The organism is Mycolicibacterium rhodesiae (assembly GCF_002086695.1).
GTDB classification, from domain to species: Bacteria; Actinomycetota; Actinomycetes; order Mycobacteriales; family Mycobacteriaceae; genus Mycobacterium; species Mycobacterium rhodesiae.
The window spans coordinates 456124-477689 of the sequence record NZ_MVIH01000003.1; the positions used below are offsets into that span (position 1 = coordinate 456124).

At 65.6% G+C, this 21566-nt stretch carries 23 protein-coding genes and 1 pseudogene; 11 read left to right on the forward strand and 13 right to left on the reverse strand.

Translation table 11 applies throughout. The annotated features are described in order from the left end of the window. Positions 1–8: 8 nt before the first annotated feature. The 3 genes from BST42_RS09505 to BST42_RS09515 are packed head-to-tail and all read left to right on the forward strand — an operon-like array spanning position 9 to position 2225. On the forward strand, positions 9–500 hold the full coding sequence (locus BST42_RS09505) for a hypothetical protein (protein ID WP_083118306.1): 492 nt from the start codon (positions 9–11) through the stop codon (positions 498–500). Then, on the forward strand, positions 497–1039 hold the full coding sequence (locus BST42_RS09510) for a ferric reductase-like transmembrane domain-containing protein (protein ID WP_083118307.1): 543 nt from the start codon (positions 497–499) through the stop codon (positions 1037–1039). Before BST42_RS09505 ends, BST42_RS09510 begins: the two co-directional genes overlap by 4 nt. Continuing rightward, entirely contained in the window at positions 1032–2225 is a 1194-nt protein-coding gene (locus tag BST42_RS09515; protein WP_237159327.1) for an NADH-ubiquinone oxidoreductase-F iron-sulfur binding region domain-containing protein, read from the forward strand. The genes BST42_RS09510 and BST42_RS09515 overlap by 8 nt, the downstream gene beginning before the upstream one ends. A gap of 9 nt (positions 2226–2234) precedes the next feature. Here the strand turns inward: BST42_RS09515 and BST42_RS09520 are convergent, their stop codons facing one another. Both BST42_RS09520 and BST42_RS30305 read right to left on the reverse strand, forming a co-directional pair. After that, on the reverse strand, positions 2235–3869 hold the full coding sequence (locus tag BST42_RS09520; protein ID WP_083118309.1) for a fatty acyl-AMP ligase: 1635 nt from the start codon (positions 3867–3869) through the stop codon (positions 2235–2237). Between the two features lie 144 nt (positions 3870–4013). Then, positions 4014–4145: a hypothetical protein gene (locus tag BST42_RS30305; protein WP_264047086.1), complete on the reverse strand. Its 132-nt coding sequence runs from the start codon at positions 4143–4145 to the stop codon at positions 4014–4016. Positions 4146–4691: 546 nt separating this feature from the next. On the opposite strand from BST42_RS30305, the gene BST42_RS09525 reads away from it, so the two are divergent. Beyond that, on the forward strand, positions 4692–5192 hold the full coding sequence (locus BST42_RS09525; protein ID WP_237159329.1) for a DUF5994 family protein: 501 nt from the start codon (positions 4692–4694) through the stop codon (positions 5190–5192). 16 nt (positions 5193–5208) lie between these two features. On the opposite strand, the gene BST42_RS09530 is transcribed toward BST42_RS09525, so the two are convergent. From BST42_RS09530 to BST42_RS09540, 3 genes are all read right to left on the reverse strand, one after another. Further along, positions 5209–6543, reverse strand: a complete 1335-nt coding sequence (locus tag BST42_RS09530) for an MFS transporter (RefSeq protein WP_083118311.1) — start codon at positions 6541–6543, stop codon at positions 5209–5211. Between the two features lie 77 nt (positions 6544–6620). Then, the gene (locus BST42_RS09535; RefSeq protein ID WP_110918530.1) at positions 6621–7478 is read right to left on the reverse strand and encodes an endonuclease domain-containing protein; all 858 of its coding nucleotides are present in this window, start codon (positions 7476–7478) and stop codon (positions 6621–6623) included. A 126-nt stretch (positions 7479–7604) separates the two neighbouring features. After that, positions 7605–7784: a hypothetical protein gene (locus BST42_RS09540; RefSeq protein ID WP_083118313.1), complete on the reverse strand. Its 180-nt coding sequence runs from the start codon at positions 7782–7784 to the stop codon at positions 7605–7607. A 155-nt stretch (positions 7785–7939) separates the two neighbouring features. On the opposite strand from BST42_RS09540, the gene BST42_RS09545 reads away from it, so the two are divergent. Continuing rightward, the gene (locus tag BST42_RS09545; protein WP_083118314.1) at positions 7940–8542 is read left to right on the forward strand and encodes a TetR/AcrR family transcriptional regulator; all 603 of its coding nucleotides are present in this window, start codon (positions 7940–7942) and stop codon (positions 8540–8542) included. 67 nt (positions 8543–8609) lie between these two features. Here the strand turns inward: BST42_RS09545 and BST42_RS09550 are convergent, their stop codons facing one another. Both BST42_RS09550 and BST42_RS09555 read right to left on the reverse strand, forming a co-directional pair. Next, positions 8610–8813, reverse strand: a complete 204-nt coding sequence (locus BST42_RS09550) for a cold-shock protein (RefSeq protein ID WP_071947580.1) — start codon at positions 8811–8813, stop codon at positions 8610–8612. A 76-nt stretch (positions 8814–8889) separates the two neighbouring features. Continuing rightward, positions 8890–10272: a DEAD/DEAH box helicase gene (locus BST42_RS09555; RefSeq protein ID WP_083118315.1), complete on the reverse strand. Its 1383-nt coding sequence runs from the start codon at positions 10270–10272 to the stop codon at positions 8890–8892. A gap of 265 nt (positions 10273–10537) precedes the next feature. On the opposite strand from BST42_RS09555, the gene BST42_RS09560 reads away from it, so the two are divergent. Beyond that, on the forward strand, positions 10538–11788 hold the full coding sequence (locus BST42_RS09560; RefSeq protein ID WP_083118316.1) for a KasA/KasB family beta-ketoacyl-ACP synthase: 1251 nt from the start codon (positions 10538–10540) through the stop codon (positions 11786–11788). On the opposite strand, the gene BST42_RS09565 is transcribed toward BST42_RS09560, so the two are convergent. Together BST42_RS09565 and BST42_RS09570 are read right to left on the reverse strand one after the other, a co-directional pair. After that, positions 11789–12673 carry a cyclopropane mycolic acid synthase family methyltransferase gene (locus BST42_RS09565; RefSeq protein ID WP_083118317.1) on the reverse strand — a complete coding sequence of 295 codons (885 nt, stop codon included), beginning with the start codon at positions 12671–12673 and terminating at the stop codon, positions 11789–11791. 64 nt (positions 12674–12737) lie between these two features. Continuing rightward, on the reverse strand, positions 12738–13667 hold the full coding sequence (locus BST42_RS09570; protein ID WP_083118403.1) for a cyclopropane mycolic acid synthase family methyltransferase: 930 nt from the start codon (positions 13665–13667) through the stop codon (positions 12738–12740). Between the two features lie 107 nt (positions 13668–13774). On the opposite strand from BST42_RS09570, the gene BST42_RS09575 reads away from it, so the two are divergent. Then, complete coding sequence (locus BST42_RS09575; RefSeq protein WP_083118318.1) at positions 13775–14320, forward strand: SAM-dependent methyltransferase; 546 nt, start codon at positions 13775–13777, stop codon at positions 14318–14320. On the opposite strand, the gene BST42_RS09580 is transcribed toward BST42_RS09575, so the two are convergent. Then, positions 14317–15168, reverse strand: a complete 852-nt coding sequence (locus tag BST42_RS09580; protein WP_083118319.1) for an NYN domain-containing protein — start codon at positions 15166–15168, stop codon at positions 14317–14319. The genes BST42_RS09575 and BST42_RS09580 overlap by 4 nt on opposite strands. A gap of 155 nt (positions 15169–15323) precedes the next feature. Here BST42_RS09580 and BST42_RS09585 point away from each other — a divergent pair, with 155 nt between their 5' ends. Together BST42_RS09585 and BST42_RS09590 are read left to right on the forward strand one after the other, a co-directional pair. Beyond that, complete coding sequence (locus BST42_RS09585; protein ID WP_435406017.1) at positions 15324–16574, forward strand: L,D-transpeptidase; 1251 nt, start codon at positions 15324–15326, stop codon at positions 16572–16574. A 167-nt stretch (positions 16575–16741) separates the two neighbouring features. Continuing rightward, a complete protein-coding gene (locus BST42_RS09590; RefSeq protein ID WP_083118321.1) occupies positions 16742–18010 on the forward strand; it encodes a L,D-transpeptidase in 1269 nt (422 codons plus the stop codon). A 77-nt stretch (positions 18011–18087) separates the two neighbouring features. Here the strand turns inward: BST42_RS09590 and BST42_RS09595 are convergent, their stop codons facing one another. Further along, on the reverse strand, positions 18088–18807 hold the full coding sequence (locus BST42_RS09595) for a hypothetical protein (RefSeq protein WP_133057439.1): 720 nt from the start codon (positions 18805–18807) through the stop codon (positions 18088–18090). Then, complete coding sequence (locus BST42_RS09600) at positions 18800–19351, reverse strand: hypothetical protein (RefSeq protein ID WP_083118323.1); 552 nt, start codon at positions 19349–19351, stop codon at positions 18800–18802. Before BST42_RS09600 ends, BST42_RS09595 begins: the two co-directional genes overlap by 8 nt. A 199-nt stretch (positions 19352–19550) precedes the next feature. On the opposite strand from BST42_RS09600, the gene usfY reads away from it, so the two are divergent. Together usfY and BST42_RS30510 are read left to right on the forward strand one after the other, a co-directional pair. Beyond that, a complete protein-coding gene (gene usfY / locus BST42_RS09605) occupies positions 19551–19859 on the forward strand; it encodes a protein UsfY (RefSeq protein WP_083118324.1) in 309 nt (102 codons plus the stop codon). Between the two features lie 406 nt (positions 19860–20265). Beyond that, positions 20266–20433: pseudogene (locus tag BST42_RS30510) on the forward strand (IniB N-terminal domain-containing protein); the annotation flags it as partial. Positions 20434–21264: 831 nt separating this feature from the next. On the opposite strand, the gene BST42_RS30065 reads toward BST42_RS30510, so the two are convergent. Beyond that, the gene (locus BST42_RS30065; RefSeq protein WP_110918531.1) at positions 21265–21558 is read right to left on the reverse strand and encodes a hypothetical protein; all 294 of its coding nucleotides are present in this window, start codon (positions 21556–21558) and stop codon (positions 21265–21267) included. Between the last annotated feature and the right edge of the window lie 8 nt (positions 21559–21566).

Here is a 21566-nt window from a genome sequence, read left to right on the forward strand (position 1 = left end):
ATCAACGCATGGACTCACCTCGTTCCGGATTCCGCCGGGCCGCCGTGACCTCGTGGGCGCTGGCCGGCATCGGCATCGCCGGAGTGGCAGGCGCATCGGCGTTGGCCTACGGCGACACCGTCAAGCCCGTCGTTGCCGAGCTTCCGCCGGCAGACCCGGTCGCAACCGACCCGGCAGTGGACCTGCCTCCGGCACCTCCCGTCGTCGACCCACCCCCGGCGCCGGTTCCCGCGCCGGACACTCCGGCGCCGCCGAGCCCGGAGCCGACGGTCGCGCAGGCCCCTGCGGAGACCTACACCCCGCAGCCGACCTACACCCAGAAGCCGGCCTACACGCCGAAGGCGACTGTTCAGGAACAGGCTCCCGCACCGGCTGCCGCGCCGAGCACCAAGTCGCAACCCGCGTTCCCGATCCGGCAGAGCCATGTCCCGGCCGGTGGCGGCGGGACATCGGGCGGCAACAGCTTCTCGCCGCACGTCACGGTGTCGCGTGGGTCATGACGAACGAGGCTCTATGGGCGCTGGGCCGCGGCAACGGCGTGGTCGCGTTGGTGTTCATGACGGTGTCGATGGCATTGGGCATCGCCGCGCGGTCTGGACGCCCGCTGCTCGTGCTGCCCAGATTCGCGGTCTCTGACGTCCATCGCTTCGCCGCGCTGTCGTCGACGCTGCTGGTGGCGCTGCACATCGGCCTGCTGTTCCTCGACCCCTACGCCAAGCTGAAACTCATCGACATCGTCGTGCCGTTCCTCGGCGCCTACCGCCCGCTGTGGCAGGGCCTGGGCACCGTCGCGGTCGACGTGCTCGCCGTCGTTGTGATCACCGGTCTGCTCCGCCACCGCATCGGTCCGCGAGTGTTCCGGTTGGTGCACTGGGCGACCTACTCGTTGTGGCCGGTCTCGATGGCGCATGCGCTGGGAAACGGCACTGACAGCGGACGCGTGTGGTTCCTCGCGATCGCCGGCGGCTGCGCGGTCGTCGTGGCTGCCGCGCTGACGTGGCGGTTGCGCGCCAACTTCAATGAGTATGCCGATGCCTAGCGCACCGCGGCTGCTGGCCGCTGCCGGACCGACTCTGCCCGACCACCTCGACTGCTTCGGCGCTGCACCGAAAATCTCCGGCAGTCAACTCATTTCACGTCTCAACGACGCCGGGCTGTCCGGGCGGGGCGGCGCCGGTTTCCCGACCGGGCGCAAACTCGCCGCGATCACCGGCCCGGACCCCGTGGTGGTCGCCAACGGTGCCGAGGGAGAACCATTGAGCCGCAAGGACGCGTTGCTCCTGACGCGGGCTCCGCACCTGGTGATCGATGGTCTGCACATTGCTGCCGCCGCGATCGGCGCCCATACCGGCTACCTGTACGTCCATTCCGACGCCGTGGCGTCGGTGCGCGCAGCGCTCGACGAGCGACGGGCGGCGCGGCTTGACTCAGACCGTGTCGAGCTGACGGTGGTCGAGGCTCCCGACACCTTCGTCGCGGGCGAGGAATCCGCTGCGATCCGGCACATCGAGGGCGGACCCGCGCTGCCGCGTGACCGCACTGTTCCCGTTGCGATCTCGGGGGTGCGTAAACGCCCGACCCTGGTGAACAACGTGGAGACGTTGGCGCACATGGCTTTGATCGCCCGTCGGGGAGCCGCCTGGTTCCGCTCGATCGGCGACCCGACCGACCCGGGCACCATGCTCGTCACCCTCTCGGGCGCGCTGGACGGTGAAGGCGTTCTCGAGGTTCCGACGGGCGTCCCGCTCACCGACCTGATCGACACCCGGGCAGTGTCGGCGGTTCTCGTCGGCGGCTACCACGGAAGTTGGCTTCCCGCTGAGACTTTCGCGGAGATCCGGCTCTGCCGCGCGGGCCTGAAATCGCTGGGCGCGTCGCCCGGGGCCGGGATCGTGCACGCCCTGGGCGTGACGGAGTGTGGATTGGTCCGCACCGCCGAGATCGCCGGCTACCTCGCCGACGAAAGTGCACGCCAGTGCGGCCCGTGCCGCAACGGCCTACCCCGGTTGTCCGAACTGATCGACGAGCTGGCCTACGGGCGCGCCAGTGACCATCTGGTCAAGGAGATTCGGCGTATCACCAGGCTGGTCGACGGCCGAGGGGCGTGTCGGCACCCGGATGGGACCGCGCGCATGGTCCGCAGCGCGTTGCGCGCCTTCGCAGCCGACATCGAGCAACACCGCATGGGCCGGTGTTCCAGCGTCGTGCCCGCGGCGCGGCGATAGCGGCGCGAACTACGTGACAAGCGCGAGCGCATGTGCTCGACGCAGTTTCCCCGACGGGGTCTTGGGGATCATCCCTGGCTCCAGCACGACGACATTGCGCGGCCGCGCATCGACCTCGGCGAAGACCTCGTGGATCACCTGCCGTTCGATGCGGCGTACGTCGGTGCGGTCCTGCCACGCCGATGACTCCACCGCCACGGCAAACGATTCACGCGAATGCCCGGCGTCGATGCGGACCGCGACCGCACATCCAGGTCGGACTCCGGTGACCCGTGCGGCGGCACGCTCGATGTCGGTGGGGTAGATGTTGCGCCCCGCCATGATGATGACATCTTTGACCCGGCCGCAGACCACGACGTCATCGGCCTCCGTGAGGTAGCCCAGATCGCCCGTGTCATACCAGCCCTGATCATCCTGGGCCGCAACGAATCCGGCCACCGTTGTGTATCCCGCTGTCACCGGCTCGCCGCGTACCTGGATGACGCCCACACCGCGAGCGGGCAGCAGTCCGCAATCCTCGTCGACCACGCGCGCTTGCATGCCGTTGAGCACCTGGCCGAGATTCGCCAGCCGACGCGTCTTGCCCTTGGTCGCCGGCACCGCGCGGTGCAGCACGGCAAGCAGATCGGCATCGACCTCATCGACGCTGAGTCCGCCGCCGCACTTGCTGAATGACACCGCGACCGTGGTCTCGGCCATGCCGTACGCCGGCACCACCGCATCCGGCCGCAACCCGAACGGTTTACCGGCGGCGAGGAGGTCTTCGACGTCAGCCGGTTCCACCTGCTCAGCCCCGGACAACGCCCACCGCAAGCTGGACAGGTCGAACTCGCCCGGAGTCGCTTGCCCGCGAAGACGTTTGGCGAACAGCGTGTATGCGAAGTTCGGTGCTGCGGTCATGGTGCCCCGGTACTTGTCGATCAGCTTGGCCCACAACAACGTGTCACGCATGAAGTCCATCGGGGTGGCCTTGATCAGTTCAACCCCGAAGTACATGGGAACGGTCAGGAATCCCGTCATCCCCATGTCGTGGAACAGCGGCAACCAGCACACGATCACATCATGATCGAGGTCTACCTCGGCGCCGATGAACATGGCCTCGGCATTCGACACGATGTTGCGATGCGTGATCTGGACGGCCTTCGGCGATCCTGTTGAGCCCGAGGTCAATTGAAGCAGCGCGATGTCGTCTTCCGCGGTCGGCACCGGGTCGATCGGCGCGCTGTCGAACAGTCGCTCGATGGTCAGCACCTGCATGCCCAGCTCGGCGAGCAGTGGTGCAGTCGGCAGGAACGGGTCGGAAATCACAACGGCTTTGGCTTCGATCATTCCGATGACGGCCGTGGTCTCGGCGGCCCAGCGCTGCAGGTCGGTGCGCGGTGTCGGCTGATGCAGCATGGTCAGACTCGCCCCGCGCATCCAGATCGCCTGCGCGATCGGGGCGATTTCGACCGGTGCACCCGCCAGCACCGCGACCGCATCGCCGGGGCCCACCCCCGCGCCGGCCAGGCCGCCGGCGAGTCGTCGGGCCCGCTCGTGCACCTCGCCCCAGGTATGCCGGACCGGTGCGGCGGGCTCGCCGGTGACCATGCCCTTTCGGCTGTTCATCGCGCTGGCGTACATCGTGTCGGTAAATCTGCTCACGCAAGGGTCCTTCGGGTCAGCTGCGACGGTGTGAGCTCGCGGACGGTGGCGGCACATCACGGCGATGAGCCTGCGGGGTTCGGAAAGTTAGCCCTGAGGTCGCGATAGCATGTCGTGAAACATGCTGTGCGTCAGAGAATTTGCTCAGCGCTTGGTGGTGTTGACCACGGTTTCACCCGGTGAGCGGTCAGATTTGCTGCGCTTGTCGGCCCGCTTTTCCTTGAGGGACTTGCCGGATTTCTTTGACATTGCCTGGCGCGGGGATTTGTCGGACATCGTCCGCCCTCCGATTGCGGGCCTGATGGTGGGCCCGATCTGCAGGACTCTACGCCGGAATGTGCGACGCGGAGGGTGGCAAGCCGCGTACAGTGAGACGATCCGAGCCGGTCGTGCTGCGGTCATATTGATGACGCTCGACGGTTGGCGCCGAATTCGGATTTCCCACGCTCAGGACCGGATGCCTTCTTGCTTGCACCACAAGATTTTTCGGCCGTGCGGCGGGCGTGTCAGCGCCGAGGCGGCGCAAGCTTCGTGAAGGCAGATCGAGCCCGCACCGGGATCAGCCGAACTTCCCACCACCCGGGGTGTAGTGTCAGAGCAGATCCGTTCTGCATTGGCGGGGACCGTGAGGCCCGGGCTGCGTTCCCGGGTCGACCCTGCTAACGCGTGAGGAATTTCCCAGATGGAAAACTCCGACCTGTTCTCTCATCCTGTCGACACGACGGATGTTGCGTATGAGACGGCCAATGTGCCTGTCCCGCACCCGATCTTCTCTGGGCTCACCGAGTCCGGCTCGCCAGAATCAGCGTCGTCGTGAACGGCATGTCCGGGAGTCGGCGCCTTGCCAGCCCGGTGCGTGTCACCCTCAAACCCACCCTCGGTGGCGACATCGATGGCGCCTGGTGGCCGCATTCCTTCGCGCTTGCCCGCGAATTGCCGGAACTCATCGAGGCATTGCATCCGGTGCTGGGTGAAATCGTGGATATCAAGATCAACTGGTCCTCGTCGTCCGGCACCCCGGTTCTGAAGACGCTGACGTCGGGAGCAGTGTCGATGCACGGTTGGAACGACCGCCAGCATCGGCTGATGATCGTCTCCGGCCGTACCGGCTGCGCACGGCTCCTGGTGGTGCCCAGCTCCACGTCAGTGAACCTGGGGCGTCTGGTGATACGCCGCGCGGCGGCGATGGATCCGGGAGCCGAGCACGACAGTTCGCTGTGCGATATCGCTGATGCCGTGGTCCGGGCCGCCGAGGCCGAGTGCTCGCTGTGGTCAGCCCAGGTTCTCGAGGCGGCGGCGAAGGTCGAAGCCGTCGCGCCCTGACGGCTTCGGCCGGTGGCTAGCACCCCGCGTGAGCCGCAACCGGCCCGGTCATGGCGGGTCGGATCGAGTCCGTCACCTCGAGGATGCCCAGGCCACGTCCGGCGGTTTCGGTCAGCAGCAGCACGCTGATCAAGCTGACCACCGTGAAGCCGGCCATCATCGCGGTGATCGTCCAGCTGCCGTATGAGGACAGCAGCATGGGGGAGAGCACCGGGGGTAGTGCGCCGCCGATGATGCCGCCGACGTTGTAGGACAGGCCGGCGCCGCTGTAGCGGTAGCGGACCGCGAAGATCTCCGGAATGAATGCGGCCAACGGGCCCATCATGATTCCGATGATGCCGTAAGTGCCGATGATGGCGATGCCGTAGCGGACCGGGTCACCCGACTGAATGAGCGGGAACAGGATCAGCGTCCACGGCAGGGCCAGTGCGGCACCGACGGCGAGGATGCGGCGACGGCCGTAGGTATCGCTGAGGATCGCCGACGCGGCGACGAACACCAGCGAGCACACCCCGCCGGCCACGCCCACGAGCAGGATCAGATCCTCGTCGAAGTGCAGGTGCGTCGCGGCGTAGTTCGGGAAGTAGGTGCCCACCTGGAACGCCAGCATGAACAAGCCCATCACCGCCCCGGCCGCCAACACCACCTCGCGACCTTGGTGCCGGACCGCCTCGGCGAGCGGAACACCGCTGTGACCCTCAGCGGCCGACTCGGCGAAGACTGCACTCTCCTCGACGTGCAGCCGGATGTAGAGCGCAACCGCCACCAGCACAGCACTGATCAAGAACGGGATGCGCCAACCCCATTGCAGGAAGGCCGTTTCCGCGTCACCGAAGGCGCCGTGCACCCCAAGGAACACCAGGTTGCCCAACACCAGCGCGGTGCCGAGACCCAACTGGGTGAACATGCAGTAGTAGCCGCGCTTTCCCTGCGGCGCCTGCTCGGCGCTCATCAGCGCGGCACCGGCCCATTCGCCGCCGACGGCGAAACCTTGTAGCAGTCGCATGCTGATCAGCAGTAGGGGCGCGGCCGCGCCGATGACCGCGGTGCTGGGGATGAGGCCGACGCAGACGCTGGATGCGCCCATGATCAGCAGCGTGAACACCAGGGTGTTCTTGCGTCCGATGCGATCGCCGAAGTGGCCGAACACCGCGGCCCCGATCGGCCGGGACAGGAACGCCGCGGCGAAGGTGCCCAGCGAGGCGATCGTGGCCATCAGCGGGCTCAGACTGGGGAAGAACACGTGCGGGAACACCAGTGCGGCAGCGGTGCCGTAGATGAAGAAGTCGTAGTACTCGATCGCCGAGCCGACGTAGCTGGCGAGCGCGACCCGGCGGATACGTGTTTCCATGACGCAATCGTCGCCAGTGGCGTGCGCCACAGGTATCCGCTGGGCAGAGGATCTTGCTTCCCCCGATTGGTGGACGGTCACCCGTCCAAGCCGGCATCTTTGAGCGCTGTGCGTGTGCGACGAACGATTCCCGCGCGATCGAACTTGAGGTGAGTCGAGCTGACGCGAACAATCCGCCAGCCGAGGCGGGCCAAGAACTCGAGCCGATCGATATCGCCGGCGTGCTGCGCCGCGTCCGTCCAGTGGTGAGCGCCGTCGTACTCGATGCCGACTTTCCACTGCGGCCATCCAAGATCGATCCGCCGCACAATGCGACCCTGTGGGTTTCGAATAGGAATTTGAGTGACGGGCCGCGGAAAGCCCTCTCGTACAAGCAATAACCTCAACCTGGTCTCCTGTGGCGACTCGGCACCGCCGTCGGCAATCGTGAGGACGCGACGTAGTCGCCGAATGTTCCGAGCACCAGGGTTGCGCCGCGCGATCTCGGCGATCGCGTCCACGCCGACGCCCGTGGCGGCGAGCACGGAGTCAACGCGAATCACGCCGACGGTGAACGAGCTGCGCCGGCCCAGGTCGTACGCCGTCCGTGCGGGAGTGGTGCACGAGATACCCCGCACAGTGCACACTTCATTACCGCCGACAGCACCGGAATGCACGACGATGCCGGACGGGTGACGATGCTGTGTCCGCACCAACTCGGGCGGATCGTCGTCGGGCAACCACCGAACCCCGAGCAGCGCAGCCGCAGAGATCCCGGCGAGAGTCGCTGTGCGGCCTGACCACATCCACGCGGCGATCGCCCGGTCCGCGGCGGTCAGCGTCATGTCGCGTGGTGCGTACACATTGCGATGAACCTTTATGAACCTGTTGCGGAGGTCGCGTCGTGTCACGGTTCCCGCGGCCAGCGCCTCGTTGGCCATGATCAGCTTCACCACGCCGATATGGTCGACACCGTCGCCGTTTCTGGCTATTCATGGCTGTGGATGGCGCCGAGGCTGCAGATGTTGAACACGAAATGCGAGTAGACGCGTAAACAAGTGCACTCTCGGCGCGCGAAACCGCTAGAGCCGGTACATCTCTCGCGACATCCTCGAGTGCTCCACGAAGCCGGCGCGCGGCGGCGGGGAGTTGAGGTTCTTACCCTGTGGTTCCTGCTCGGCGAATGCGGGCGCGCGCAACCATGCGGCGACCCGGCTCAGGAAGCGTCCCGGCGACAGTCCGCCGGCTCCGATAGCGACCATCACGGTCCTCCGTTCGATCGACCCCTTCGCGCTAGACTAGATCGTCTAGACTGATAGGTCTAGACGATGTGGTCTAGGCCACATCGTCTAATTGCGGACGAGTGCGACCTATAGTTGGGAAAGCCCAGTTCATCGATGGTTCGAAGGCGGTTCGGATGACAACGCAGCAGGAAGCAGCGCTCTCGCACAAGGAGCGACTGTTCCGCGCTGGGGCGAAGTTGTTCTACGAAAACGGCTTCCACGGCACGACGATCGACGCGGTCCTCGCGGAGGCCGGCGTACCGAAGGGCTCGTTCTACCACCACTTCGGATCCAAGGATGCGTTCGGCCAAGCGGTCTTGAACCGATACATGGGGTTCCAGGGTGAACTCGTCGCCACCTGGGCCGGCAGAACCGACCTGTCGACCGCTGACAAGGTGACCGGGTACTACCGCGACATGTCCCAGGTCTTCGTCAAGTCAGGTTTTCAGACGGCCTGTCTGACCGGGAAATTCTCCACCGAGGTCGCTGCCACCTCCGACGTCTTCCGTCCACAGTTGGCCGGGCAGATCGAGGGGTGGAAGGTGCGGCTCTCGTCGTTGTTCGCGGCGGGCCAGGAGCGTGGAGATGTCCGCACGGACCGCTCCGCGGAAGATCTCGCCGATGTGGTGCTCGCGCTCATCCAGGGTTCGTTCGTGTTGACCTTGTCGACGCGCGACGAGCACACGCTCACGGCGGTGTGCGACGCGATCCGAGAAATCATCGAACCCCCGAACTAACCCGCCAAAAGCGAAGGGCTGGCGCGGCATTGCCGCACCAGCCCTTGCTTGTGGTTTTAGGTCCGAGTCAGACCGCGGAAACCCGCGTCGCCTGGGGGCCCTTGGGTCCCTGTCCGACCTCGAACTGGACACGCTGGTTCTCCTCGAGCGACTTGTAGCCGCTGCCCTGGATCTCCGAGTAGTGCACGAACAGATCCTGCTCGCCACTGTCAGGAGCGATGAAGCCGAAGCCCTTTTCGCCGTTGAACCATTTCACAGTTCCCTGTGCCATCTATTTCTTCTTCTCTCATTCAGATGGATGCCGAAGGCATCCCTTGCTCGAACCGGCGGGCCCGCCGGAACGAAATCTAGTTGGTGCCAACCGCTGAGCGCGGCCGACGGGCACGACGGCGGCCGGGCTGGCCACCACCGTGAGACTGGTTGCTGCCGGGCTGGCCACCACGAGACTGGCCGCCACGAGCCTGGCCCGACTGGGCGCCACGAGCCTGGCCGCCACGCCCGCGGCCCGGTGTGGACGCGCGGCGAGGCGCAGCAGGCGCCGGCGCGGGCGGCGGCGCCTGGTATGCGGCGACCTCGCCGACCAACGCCTGCACGGGCTCGGAATCTGCCGAAACCTGTTGCGGGATGGCCTTGATGCCGGCCTTGCGCAGCAGGGCCTGGGTGTCGCGGCGCTGCTCGGGCAGCACCACAGTGACCACGTCGCCGGTGCGTCCCGCTCGCGCGGTACGACCTGAGCGATGCAGGTATGCCTTGTGTTCGGCGGGCGGGTCGATGTGGACGACCAGCTCGACGTCGTCGACGTGGACACCGCGGGCGGCGATGTCGGTCGCGACCAGAACCCGGGCCGTCCCGGCGGCGAACGCCGCCAGGTTGCGGTCGCGGGCAGGCTGAGAAAGGTTGCCGTGCAGATCAACTGACGGGATACCGGCCTGGGTGAGCTGCTTGGCCAGCTTGCGGGCGTGATGTTTGGTGCGCAGGAACAAGATTCGGCGTCCGGTGCCTGAGGCCAGGGCGTGCACCAAGTCCTTCTTGGCATCGACGCCGGCCACATGGAACACGTGGTGGGTCATCGCGTCGACCGGCGACGTGTCCGAGTCGACCGCGTGCGACACCTGGTCGCGCAGGAACCGGGCCACCAGCTTGTCGACGCCGTTGTCCAGGGTCGCCGAGAACAGCAGGCGCTGTCCGCCGGCCGGGGTGGCCGCGAGGATTCGCGTCACGCCGGGCAGGAAGCCCAGGTCGGCCATGTGGTCGGCCTCGTCGATCACGGTGATCTCGACGGCGTCGAGCGTGATCAGGCGCTGGCGCATCAGGTCTTCCAGACGCCCCGGGCAGGCGACGACGATGTCGACGCCGGCTTGCAGCGCTTTCACCTGCTTGTTCTGCGGAACGCCGCCGAAGATGGTGGTGACTTTCAGGCCGGACGCTTCAGCCAGCGGTTGCAGCGTCGCGGTGATCTGGGTGGCTAGTTCGCGGGTTGGTGCCAGGACCAGACCCGAGGGTCGGGATGACCGTCGGGTGGTGTCGGCCAGCCGGCTGACCAGCGGAATGGAGAACGCCAGCGTCTTGCCGCTGCCGGTCTTGCCTCGACCGAGCACGTCGCGGCCGGCCAGAGTGTCCGGCAGGGTCGAGACCTGGATCGGGAAGGGATGGGTGATGCCGCCGTCGGACAGTGCGCGCACCAATGAGGGGCGCACGCCGAGATCGGCGAACGTCAATTCGGGATTCATGAAGCCTTTCGGGCATCGATACATGGCGAGATTGCCGGAGGGCAAAATCGATCGCCGCGAGACTGTGTGCTTGGTGGCACTGATCAGCTGAACTCGGCTTCCGCAGAGCGGTTGTGCCGGTGAAGTGAAGGTGTTCCACGACGTGCTGGCGGCCGTTTCGAGCAGCCAACGTTGATGCAAGCATATCAGCTTGACGCCGGTATATATTCCCGGAGTAGCGGGTATCCCTCGCGTCACCTGGACGCGACCGAAGGGGTCAGCGGTTATGACAGCGTTGCGGACCGGCGACGGACTCGCCGATGTGGTGGTCACGGCAGTGGCCTCGACGACTGCCCTGGCGGCGGACGCCGAAGAAACCTGGCAGCAATTGCTCGAGGGCGCCAGCGGCATCCGCCAGCTCGACAAGTGGTTCATCCACGAATACGACTCGCCGGTGCGGATCGGCGGGGCGCTGCGCGAAGACTTCGACGAACACCTCAACCGTGTCGAGCTTCGCCGGCTGTCCTATCTGGGCAAGATGTCGACGGTGGTGGGCCGCAGGCTCTGGACGGCCGCCGGCTCACCCGAGGTCGACACGAGTCGGCTGCTCGTCTCGATCGGGACGGCCCTGGCGAACACCGAAGAGATCGCCGAGGGTGCTGTCGACTGGCACGCCCGCGGTCTGAGGGCGATGTCACCGCTGGCGGTCCAGATGCACATGCCGAATGCGCCTGCTGCCGCGGTGGGGCTGGAACGCAAGGCCAGAGCCGGTGTGATTGCGCCGTTGATGGGCGATGCATCCGGTGCCGGTGCGATCGCGCAGGCATGGCGGCACATCGTGCTGGGCGAGGCCGACATCGCGATCTGCGGGGCCGTGGAAACCCAGGTCGAGGCGGTGCCGGTGGCGGCGTTCCACGAGTTGGGTCTGCTCTCGACCAATAACGACGATCCGGCCGGCGCGTGCCGCCCCTTCGACCGGCACCGGGACGGGATGGTGCTCGGTGAGGGCGCCGCCATGTTGCTCATCGAAAGCGAGGAGCACGCCAAGGCCCGCGGCGCCCCGATCCTGGCCCGCCTGATGGGTGCCTCGACGAATTCCGACGCGTACGACCTCGTCGAACCGGACCCGACGGGCGAGACGGCTGCTGCCGCGATCGCTCACGCCATCGACCTGGCCGGGCTGCAGCCGTCCGACATCGGTCACGTCAACGCCCACGCCACCGGAACCACGTTCGGCGACCTTGCCGAGGCCCGCGCGATCCGGCGCGCCTTTGGCGGCCACATGCCTGCGGTTTACGCGCCCAAGGCCGCGCTCGGCCACTCGCTGGGCGCCGCGGGTGCGATCGAGGCGGTGCTCACTGTGCAAGCGCTGCGCGACGGTGTCGTACCGGCCACCCGCAACCTGAAGGACCTCGATCCCGAGATCGACCTCGATGTGGTGGTCGACCGGCCGCGCAGGGCCGATTACCGCTACGCGATCAGCACCACGATGGGCATGGGCGGTTACAACGTCGTGCTGGCCTTCGGTGCTGCCTGATCAGCGCTTGACCAAGGTGAACTGCCCGACCTCGGACACCCCCCGGCGGAAGAAGTCCGAGCAGCCGACCAGGTAGCGCATGTAGCGGTCGTACACCTCGACCGACGTCACCTCGATGGCCCGATCACGCGCGGCTTCCAGCCGCTCCGACCAGATGTCGAGGGTGCGCACATAGTGCGGCGTCAGGTACTCAAGCTCTTCCACCGCGAAGCCGGCCTTCTCCGAGAATTCGACGACGTCCTCGTCGCAGGGCACCGCCCCGCCCGGGAAGATCTCCTTGGAGATGAACCGCATGAACTTCAGGTCCGACATCACGATCGGGATGCCGAGCTCCGGCCAGCGTTTCAGCGGGTGGCCCATGATGGTCTGCAACACCATCCGCCCGTCATCGGGCATCACGCGGTGGCAGGTGTCGAAGAACGCGGCGTAGCGGTCCTTCGGAAACGCTTCGAACGCCTCGATACTGACGATCCGGTCGACCGGCTCGTCGAACTCTTCCCAGCCGCGCAGCTGAATTTGCCGTGACCGCTCGGTCTCGACGGCGTCGAGCACCTCTTGGCCCAATGCGCGTTGATTTCTGCTCAACGTCAAACCGAGTGCGTTCACGTCGAATCTTTGCACCGCGCGCTTCATCACCGAGCCCCAGCCGCAGCCGACGTCGAGCAATGTCATTCCGGGCTGCAGGCCCAACTTGTCCAGCGCCAGATCGATTTTCGCGAGCTGCGCTTCTTCGAGTGAGGAGTCTTCACGCTCGAAGTACGCGCAGCTGTAGGTCCGCGACGGATCCTGGAAGAGCGCAAAGAAGTCGTTCGAGAGATCGTAATGCGCCTGGACATCCTCGTAGGCGGGCCGCAGCTTCGTTGAGCCTGAACCACTTTCCGTCATCGTCGGCCTGACCCCCTCTACTAGAGATGTGTACGCCGTCACGACGCCGACTTATGAAAAAAGGCTAACCGATTGCCTTTTCACACGTGAACTGGCATATGTCGGTGTAGCCGTTGCGGAACAGGTCCGCACACCCGGTGAGGTACTTGTCGAAGCGCTCGTAGATCTCTTCGGACGTGATCGCGATCGCCTCGTCCTTCTTGGCTTCCAAGTTCGCTGCCCAGGTGTCCAGCGTGCGCGCGTAGTGCGCCTGCAGGTGCTGCTCGCGGGTCACGTTGTAGCCGGCGGTGACGGCGTGCTGACGGACCATCGAGGCGAGCGGCAACCGGCCACCGGGATAGATCTCGTCCATGATGAATTTGATGAAGCGCACCCGCGACATCGTCAGCGGAAGCTTCTTGGCTTTGATCTCCTCGTCCTCCGGAATGATGATCGTGTGTAGCAACATCACGCCGTCGTCGGGCATCCAGCTGAAGGTCTTCTTGAAGTAGTCGTCGTACTTGTTGAAGCCGAAATGCTCGAAGGCACCGATCGACACGATCCGGTCGACCTTTCCGTCGAACTCCTCCCATGGCTGCAGCCGGACCTCCATGCTGCGGCTGGTGTCGATGTTCGGGAACCGGTTCTGCTCGATGTGCTGCTTCTGGTTCTCCGACAGCGTGAGGCCGATGACGTTCACGTCGTACTTCTCCACGGCGCGCTGAATCGTCGAGCCCCAGCCGCAACCGATGTCCAACAGCGTCATGCCCGGCTCCAGGCCCAGCTTGCCCAGCGAGAGGTCGACCTTGGCCATCTGCGCTTCTTCGAGGGTCATGTCGTCGCGCTCGAAGTAGGCGCAGCTGTACGTCTGGGTGGGGTCCTGCCAGAGCTTGAAGAAGTCGTTGGAAATGTCGTAGTGGAACTGCACTTCCTTCTTGTCCGACCCGCGGGTCTGGGACGCGGACTTCGACAGCCATTGCGATGAGGGAGACGATGTACGGGGTGTGTCAGTCACAGGCGTTCCGTCCTCAGTGCGTGGGTAGCGATCCGACGCGGTGTACCCATTCAGACTGATCTCAATCATCGCTGTGCGAGGGCATTTCGCCGACTAGGTTGGTCGGCGTGGCCGAGGCCGACGGTGTCCGCTGGGACGGCAAATATGCGGGCCGCGAAGCTGGGGCGCCACGTCTGCCCGACGTCTTCGCGCCGTACGCCGACGAACTTCCGACTGCGGGTCACGCGCTGGAGTTGGCCTGCGGATTCGGGGAGGCGTCCGTCTGGCTGGCTGAGCGCGGCCTGACGGTTCGGGGCGTGGACGTCTCGGCCGTCGCGATCGATCAAGCGCGGGAATTGGCAGCTCGCCGCGGTGTCAGCGAGCGCTGCACGTTCTCCGTCGCCGATCTCGACGACGGACTTCCGCCGGGGCCGCCGGCCGCGGTGATCGTCTGTCATCGGTTCCGCGACCCCGCCTTGTACTCCGCGATCGGCGACCGCCTCGCGGCAGGCGGCCTGCTGGCGATCAGTGTCCTCAGCGAGGTCGGCGCCGAGCCGGGTCCGTTCCGCGCCCGCGCCGGTGAACTCCGGGACGCATTCGCCGGATTGCAGTCGCTGGCCGCGGGGGAGGGCGGCGGCCAGGCGTGGCTTCTGGCACGCCGGCCCCGCCGCTAACGCAGCTTGACCATCCGGGTGGTGGAGCTTTCGTCGAGCTCCACGACGTCGGTGCGGGATCGCAGGAAGTCGCTGAACGACTTGAACCCCAACGACTTCTCCGAAAACGACGGATCCATCCGCTTCATCTGGGCCTTGACCGCCGAGTTGTGCAACCAGTCGGCGTCGTCCTTGCCCAAGCCGATCTGCAGCGCCCGCTGCAACAGCGCGGTCGCGGCGGTCTGCGGATCGGGCGAATCCTTGTCGGCCGACTTCGCGCGCCTGGTCCGCTTCGGTGATTCCTCGGTTGCCGTCGGCTCGACCTCCGGGACACCGGGCAGCGAGTCGTAGATGACGAAGTCGTCGCAGGCCGCCGCGAGCGCCCGGCTGGACGAGCCGGCCACACCGATGCCGACCACGTAGCGGCCCAGCCGTTTGCAGCGCTGCGCGAGTGGGATGTAGTCGGAATCGCCGGCCACGATCACCACGTGCGTGAGGTCGGGCAGCCGGAACATGTCCTCGACGGCGTCGACGGCCAGCCGAATGTCTGCGCCGTTCTTTCCGTACGCCGCGGCGGGAAACAACTGGACCAGGTCGACCGCCCGCCCAACCAGCTGCTGCTGGTATTCGGCGTTGACCTCGGCGGACCAATCGGCATACGCGCGCGTCAATACCACCGTCCCGAACGACGACGCGAAATCGAGGATCGACCCCACGTCAACACGCGCGCGGGCCAACTTGGCGGCTTCCAGCCCCTTGGCCTTGTCGCGTTGAAAAGAGTTGCGGCCGTTGACCTGGTCGTAGCGGGAGATGACGATGTTGTCGAAGTCGAGGTACACCGCAACGCGTGCAGCGCCAGGTTCGGTCATGTGCTCGAGTCTTGTCCATGTTGTGACGCGGCACGCGCCTTTGCCCGAACGTGCAGGCCTCCCGGTGCGTCTATGCTTCAGGGGCCCGGTCGATCCGGGTATCCCGCCAACAGTGGCCAACCTCGTGGATTTCGCATGGAGCAAACAAGTTGACCGTGAGTCGTCGTGCCCGTGGGGCCAGCCTCGGCGTGGTTCTGGCGGTGCTGGCCGTGCTCGGTGGTGTCGTGGTCACCTCCGCCCCGCACTGCCCCGAGCACTGCCGCACTGAGGCCGCCGCCCTCACTCCACGGCCGGCGCCGTCGAAGGACCCGGCCGCGGTCACGCTCACGCCCGCAGACGGTGCGACCGACGTCGATCCGCTCGGCGGGATCACGGTCGTCGCGAACACCGGCATGCTGACCCACGTCACGATGGTCAACGACGCCGACAAGTCGATCCCGGGTGTCGTCACTCCGGACTTCAAGACCTGGAAGCCGACCGTGCCACTGGGCTACGGGCGCTCCTACACCCTGACCGTCGAGGCCCGTGGCCCCGGAGGTGTGCCGTCCACGATGTCGTCGACGTTCCAGACGTTGGTGCCCAGCGATCAGACCCAGGTGTCGTTCACCGCGGCGGGCTGGCAGCCGATCGACGGTGCCCGGCTGGGGATCGGCACCGTCGTCGTCGCGCACTTCGGTGAGCCCATCACCAACCGGGCCGCCGCCGAGCAGCACCTGTCGGTCACCACCAACCCGCCGGTGCACGGATCCTGGTATTGGATGGATGACCAAACCGCCCATTGGCGTCCCGAAAAGTATTACGCCCCAGGCACTTCGGTGACAGTGAAAGCCAACATTTACGGGGTTCCGCTCGGGGACGGCCTGTACGGCGAACAGGATTCCTCCGCGACGTTCACCATCGGTGATTCGCACGTCTCCGTCGCCGACGACACGACCAAGCAGGTCAGCGTGTTCGACAACGGCAAGCTGGTGCGCACCATGCCGACCTCGATGGGCCGCGGCGGCACCGAGACGGTCGGCGGGCAGACCCTGTCGTTCTGGACCCCGCCCGGTGTCTACACCGTGATGGACAAGGCCAACCCGGTGATCATGGACTCGTCCACCTATGGGCTGCCCATCAACTCGCGGCTGGGCTATCGCGAAACAATCCCGTACGCCACGCGCATCAGCCCGGACGGCATCTACCTGCATCAGCTGAACGCGACCGTGTGGGCGCAGGGCAATACCGACACCTCGCACGGCTGCCTGAACCTCAGCGGGGAAAACGCCGCCTGGTTCTACGACTTCTCCGTGCCCGGTGACGTGGTGGAGGTGAAGAACACCGGTGGGCCACCACTGCAACTGACGCAGAACGGCGACTGGACAGTGCCGTGGAACGAGTGGCTCAAAGGCAGTGCACTGCACTGAGTTGGTATCGGGGGAAATTAAATTTCGCTAATGAATGGATATTTGCTGCAGGTGGTCACCGAGTCGGCGTTCTTCAGGTGACGATCCGGGCTTGCGGACGTCTATGATCTCAGGCGTCAAAGGTGACGCCGGCAACCCATCGTCGACCTGTTCTGGAGTGATTTTCGGTGGTCTTTTCCCGTCCCGCACGCACGGCTGGGCTGGTGGTGGGAGTGTTGCTTCTCGCGGTTTTGGTGAGCGACGTCGCCGGGCTGCCGGGATGCCAGGGTGTGTGCAAGACCGCCACGGCGACCGCGCAGGTGCAGTTGCCGCCCGCGCCCCCGAAGCCACCGATGCTCGGCATCTCACCGGCGAACGGCTCGACCGAGCTGAGCCCGCTGAGCCGGGTCTCCGCGCAGGTGGTCGGCGGCAGCCTGACCAACGTGTCGCTGGTCGACGACTACGGAAACACTCTGACCGGCGCCCTGTCGCCGGACGGGACGTCGTGGCAGCCTGCCCAGCCGCTCAAGTACGGGCGCACCTACACGATGCAGGTCGCCAGCCAAGGTGCCAGCGGCGTGCCGTTGACGCGGACGACCAAGTTCTCCACCGCCTCACCCGACTACCTCACCCACGTGTACCTCGAGACGCCGGGCGGGCTGCCGATCCACGACGACATCCGCTACGGCATCGGCACGATCATCGCCGCCCGCTTCGATGAGGACATCTCCGACAAGGCGGCCGCGGAACGCAACCTCGTGGTGACCACCAACCCGCCGGTGCAGGGATCCTGGTACTGGGTCGACGACAGGACCGCCCACTGGCGCCCGGCCAAGTACTACGCGCCGGGTACGACCGTGTCGGTGGCCGCCAACATCTTCGGGGTGCGCGTTGGCGACGGGATGTACGGCGAGGAAAACGAGAAGGCCACCTTCACCATCGGCGACGCACACGTCTCGATCGCCGACGACACCACCAAGACGGTCAGCGTGTTCGACAACGGCAAACTGGTTCGGTCGATGCCCACGTCGATGGGGCAGGGCGGCTACCAAACCATTGCGGGACGGACGTTTTCGTTCTGGACGCCACCCGGGGTGTACACCGTGATCGACAAAGCCGAGTCGGTGACGATGGACTCGTCGACCTACGGGCTGCCGGTGGCCTCATCGATGGGCTACAAGGTGAAGATCCCGTACGCCACCCGGATCAGCACCGACGGCATCTATCTGCATCAGCTGAACGACACGACGTGGGCGCAGGGCAATACCAACGTGTCGCACGGCTGCCTGAATCTCAACGGTTCGAACGCCTCGTGGTTCTTCAATTTCTCGCAGCCCGGTGACGTGGTGGAGGTCAAGAACACCGGCGGTCCGAAGCTGGAGATCTGGCAGAACGGTGACTGGTCGCTGCCGTGGGGCGAGTGGTTGAAGGGCAGTGCGCTGACGCCGAAGCCGTAGCGAAACCTCGCTTGGCTGGCCGACTTTGGCCACGCCGGCGGTGATGATTGCGCCTGCGGCGCCAGCAGTGATTTCTCTCAGTGAGTTCTCTTGCTCGTCGCGCGCCCGGATCCTGCGGTTCCTGTCTGCTTCTTGTCCGTGGTCTTAGACGTGCGCTGCGCCGTTCGATGCGGCGATTCTTTCTGGGCGGTAGACGAACTCGCTCTCGTGCGTCCTGATTCTGCCAAGCCGTTCTTGGCGGGACGGTTGGTGAGCACGGTTCGAGACGCGGGAGTGGAATTCGACTTCACCGAAGTGGACGTCGATTTTGGCGTCGCAGTCAACGCAATCAGCGGAGATGCCAGAAAATAAGGGGCCAGTACGAAACTCGCCAGGCTCGATTGGAGAATGAAAACGGGGTCGAGTGTGATCGGCTGCATGCTGACGCCTTTGACCAACACGTTCAACAATACTCCGATGCCGACGCTCAGCGGCAAAGTGACCGGGAACGTTGCATACCAAGCCGACGCGACAGCGATCACGCCGATGGTCGCCACCACCTGCTGCGGAGTGGGCGGTGCAAAGTTCAGTTGCGGAATCGCCGCGGCACTACGGTCGGATGTTGCGGTGGTTGCAGTGGGGTGTGCCACAGCGGTCAGATCAACGGCGATCGTGGACAGCTGTATCGCGTGAGGGTGCCGCGGGGCTGCAACGTCTTGTGCGATCGGCGCGGACACCAGGCTGACCGCAACCACCGTCGTCATGCCAGCTGCGGCGAGCCGAAATATATTGGCGCTGTTGGTAATCGATTTAGTCATGTGATCGTTCCTTCATCATGGTCCGGCCTGATCGGGCGGCTTGGGGGTGCACTGGTCTCCGCGAGTTCGCGAGACCGTGGGCGACGTTGCGTCCCGGGCCATGTGCGCGGAACTCGGTGGAGTGCCTTCTCGTGGCGGCGGTTGCTGCGGTATTTCGCTGTGAGACAGGGCCTGTGGCGGCGTACCGGATGAAGTTCAACGGGGCGTATACGAATATGTCGAGCGCCGCTTTCACGAGCCATGGGTCGGCGACTTTCGGGTTCCGGGCGTCGCCTCCCAATGCGTAGACACCCAGCCATCCCGCGAGCAAGAAGCTGACCGGCACGGTGACTGGGAAGGCCAGGTACCAGAGGGTCGCCAGTGCGATCGCCTTGATGCCATTGGATGTCGCTTCAGGCGAGAGGGTCTTTGCGGCAGTTGGCGGTGCGGGGACGGTCAGGTCAACGAAGGCGGATTGCAGGTCGACCGAGAATTCGTGGCGCGTTGGGTCATGTGGCTGGGCGAGCGTGTTCGGCGCGGCCAGCAACCCGATGGCGACGATCACTGCGACGGCGGCCGCGGTAATACGGGAGCCAGGTCCAACCACGTCAAGCAGTCCACACACGCGATTCCCCCCGAGAGATCGACTACGGACGAGGGTATCTGACCCTTAGGTAAATATCAGGTTTTTATCAGGACTAGCTCAGGTGTGTCGCCGGTCACATCAAGCGTATTCTGGGAGGCCTCTCGAGAAGGGAGACGAGATGAAGGGCGCATATCGGGATCCGGTGGATCACTCCCGCACGACACAGCCGCACGCCGGCGAATCTTTCATCGACACGCTCTGGCTGCCCGGCCTGTTCCTCATCGCGCTCGGCGTGCTGGGTCTGGTCGGCGTCATCGCTGCGCTGGCCTATAACCATCATGAGCTGCTCTTGATGCTGGGCTCGATTGCCGCGGGGCTGCTGATTGTCGGGGCGCTGCTGATCATGGCCGAGCATCACCGGGTGGTGCGGGTAGAGCGTCGTTGGCTGGCGGAGCACCCCGGCCGTACGTACCGCCACACTGCGTAGCCAGACGGATATCGGGGCACTCGGGCGGTCCGGGTGCGGAACCTCGGTGCGCCATCCAAATACCGATTCACGTGCAGATTTGCGCGATGCCACTTTGCTGAAAATTACCTGGATGTCAATAAGCGGGTAACGGTTGTGAATCAGTTCACAGTCCGCCCTTGCTCATGATTGGTGCCTTGAACAGTATTTATACCGATCCGACTGACAGTGTTCTGCGAAGTCGCGGCGGACACCCTAGCAATCCCCTAACCCCCTAACCGGGGTTGCTGGGATATCCCGGTACAACCCGTATCGGGTAGGGGACCGCGCCCCATTTCGGGGTGCGCGTCATCTCCATACCGTGGCTAGTAATCACCGGGCGGGGCCGGCGATCGAGCTTTCCAAGAAGACTAGGAAGGAACGTCCAATGGACTCCCTGCTTCAATTCATCCTTGACCTGTTCAACAACGAGTCTGCAGCGCAGTCGTATGTAGCCGACCCGAATGCGGCGCTGGCGAACGCGGGGCTGGCCAACGTCAGCCCCGAGCAGATTCAGTCGGTCGCCGCGTCCGCAGTCCCCGGCCTCCAGCTCGTCGGCGCGGACCCGGTGTCCGGCCTGGCTCAGGCTCTTTCCAACCAGTACGGCTTCGCGCCGGTCGAAGGACTCCTTTCGGCCCCCGGGGCAGCGGCCGGCGTTGTCGCCGACCAGGCACTGAATCTTGGAGTCGACGGTGGCTCGAATCTGGCCGCCGCGGTCGGTGACGGACTCGGTGTCGGCCTGGGCGAGAGCCTCGGGGCGGGCCTCGGTGCCGCGCTCGGCGGAGGTGTCGAGACCGGCCTCGGCCTCGGTGGAGCAGTCGGTGGTGGAGTGGAGACCGGCCTCGGCCTGGGTACCGGCCTTGGCGGCGGATTCAATACCGGCGGCGGTCTGCAGACCGGATTGGGTGCCGGAATCGGCGCCGGGTTCCAAGCCGGGCTGAACGTTGAGGTCGAGGCGGGCTTCAACGCCGGCCTTGGTGCCGCGGTTGGCGGCGGCTCCGAAATCGGTGGCCAGACTGGGGTTGGTCTGGGCAGCGGTTTCGGGACCGGCTTTGGCGCCGGTGGTGGCTTTGAGGGTGGTGCTGAGCTTGGCGGTGGTTTCAATGCCGGGCTTGGTGGTGGCTTTGAGGGTGGCACTGAGGTTGGTGGTCACTCGGGCGTCGGCCTGGGTACGGGCTTTGGCGGCGGTGTTGGTGCCGGTGCTGGCTTTGAGGGTGGTGCTGAGCTTGGTGGTGGTTTCAATGCCGGCCTTGGCGGCGGCTTTGAGGGTGGCACTGAGGTTGGTGGTCACACCGGTGTCGGCTTGGGTTCGGGCTTTGGCGGCGGTGTTGGTGCCGGTGCTGGCTTCGAGGGTGGTGCTGAGCTTGGTGGCGGTTTCAATGCCGGCCTAGGCGGCGGCTTTGAGGGTGGCACTGAGCTCGGTGGTCACTCGGGCGTCGGCTTGGGTTCGGGCTTTGGCGGCGGTGTTGGTGCCGGTGCTGGCTTCGAGGGTGGTGCTGAGCTTGGTGGTGGTTTCAATGCCGGGCTTGGTGGCGGCTTTGAGGGTGGCACTGAGGTTGGTGGTCACTCGGGTGTCGGCTTGGGTTCGGGCTTTGGCGGCGGTGTTGGTGCCGGTGCTGGCTTCGAGAGCGGCGCGGAACTCGGCGGCGGTTTCCAGAGCGGAGCCGAGTTGGGTGGGCACAGTGGCAT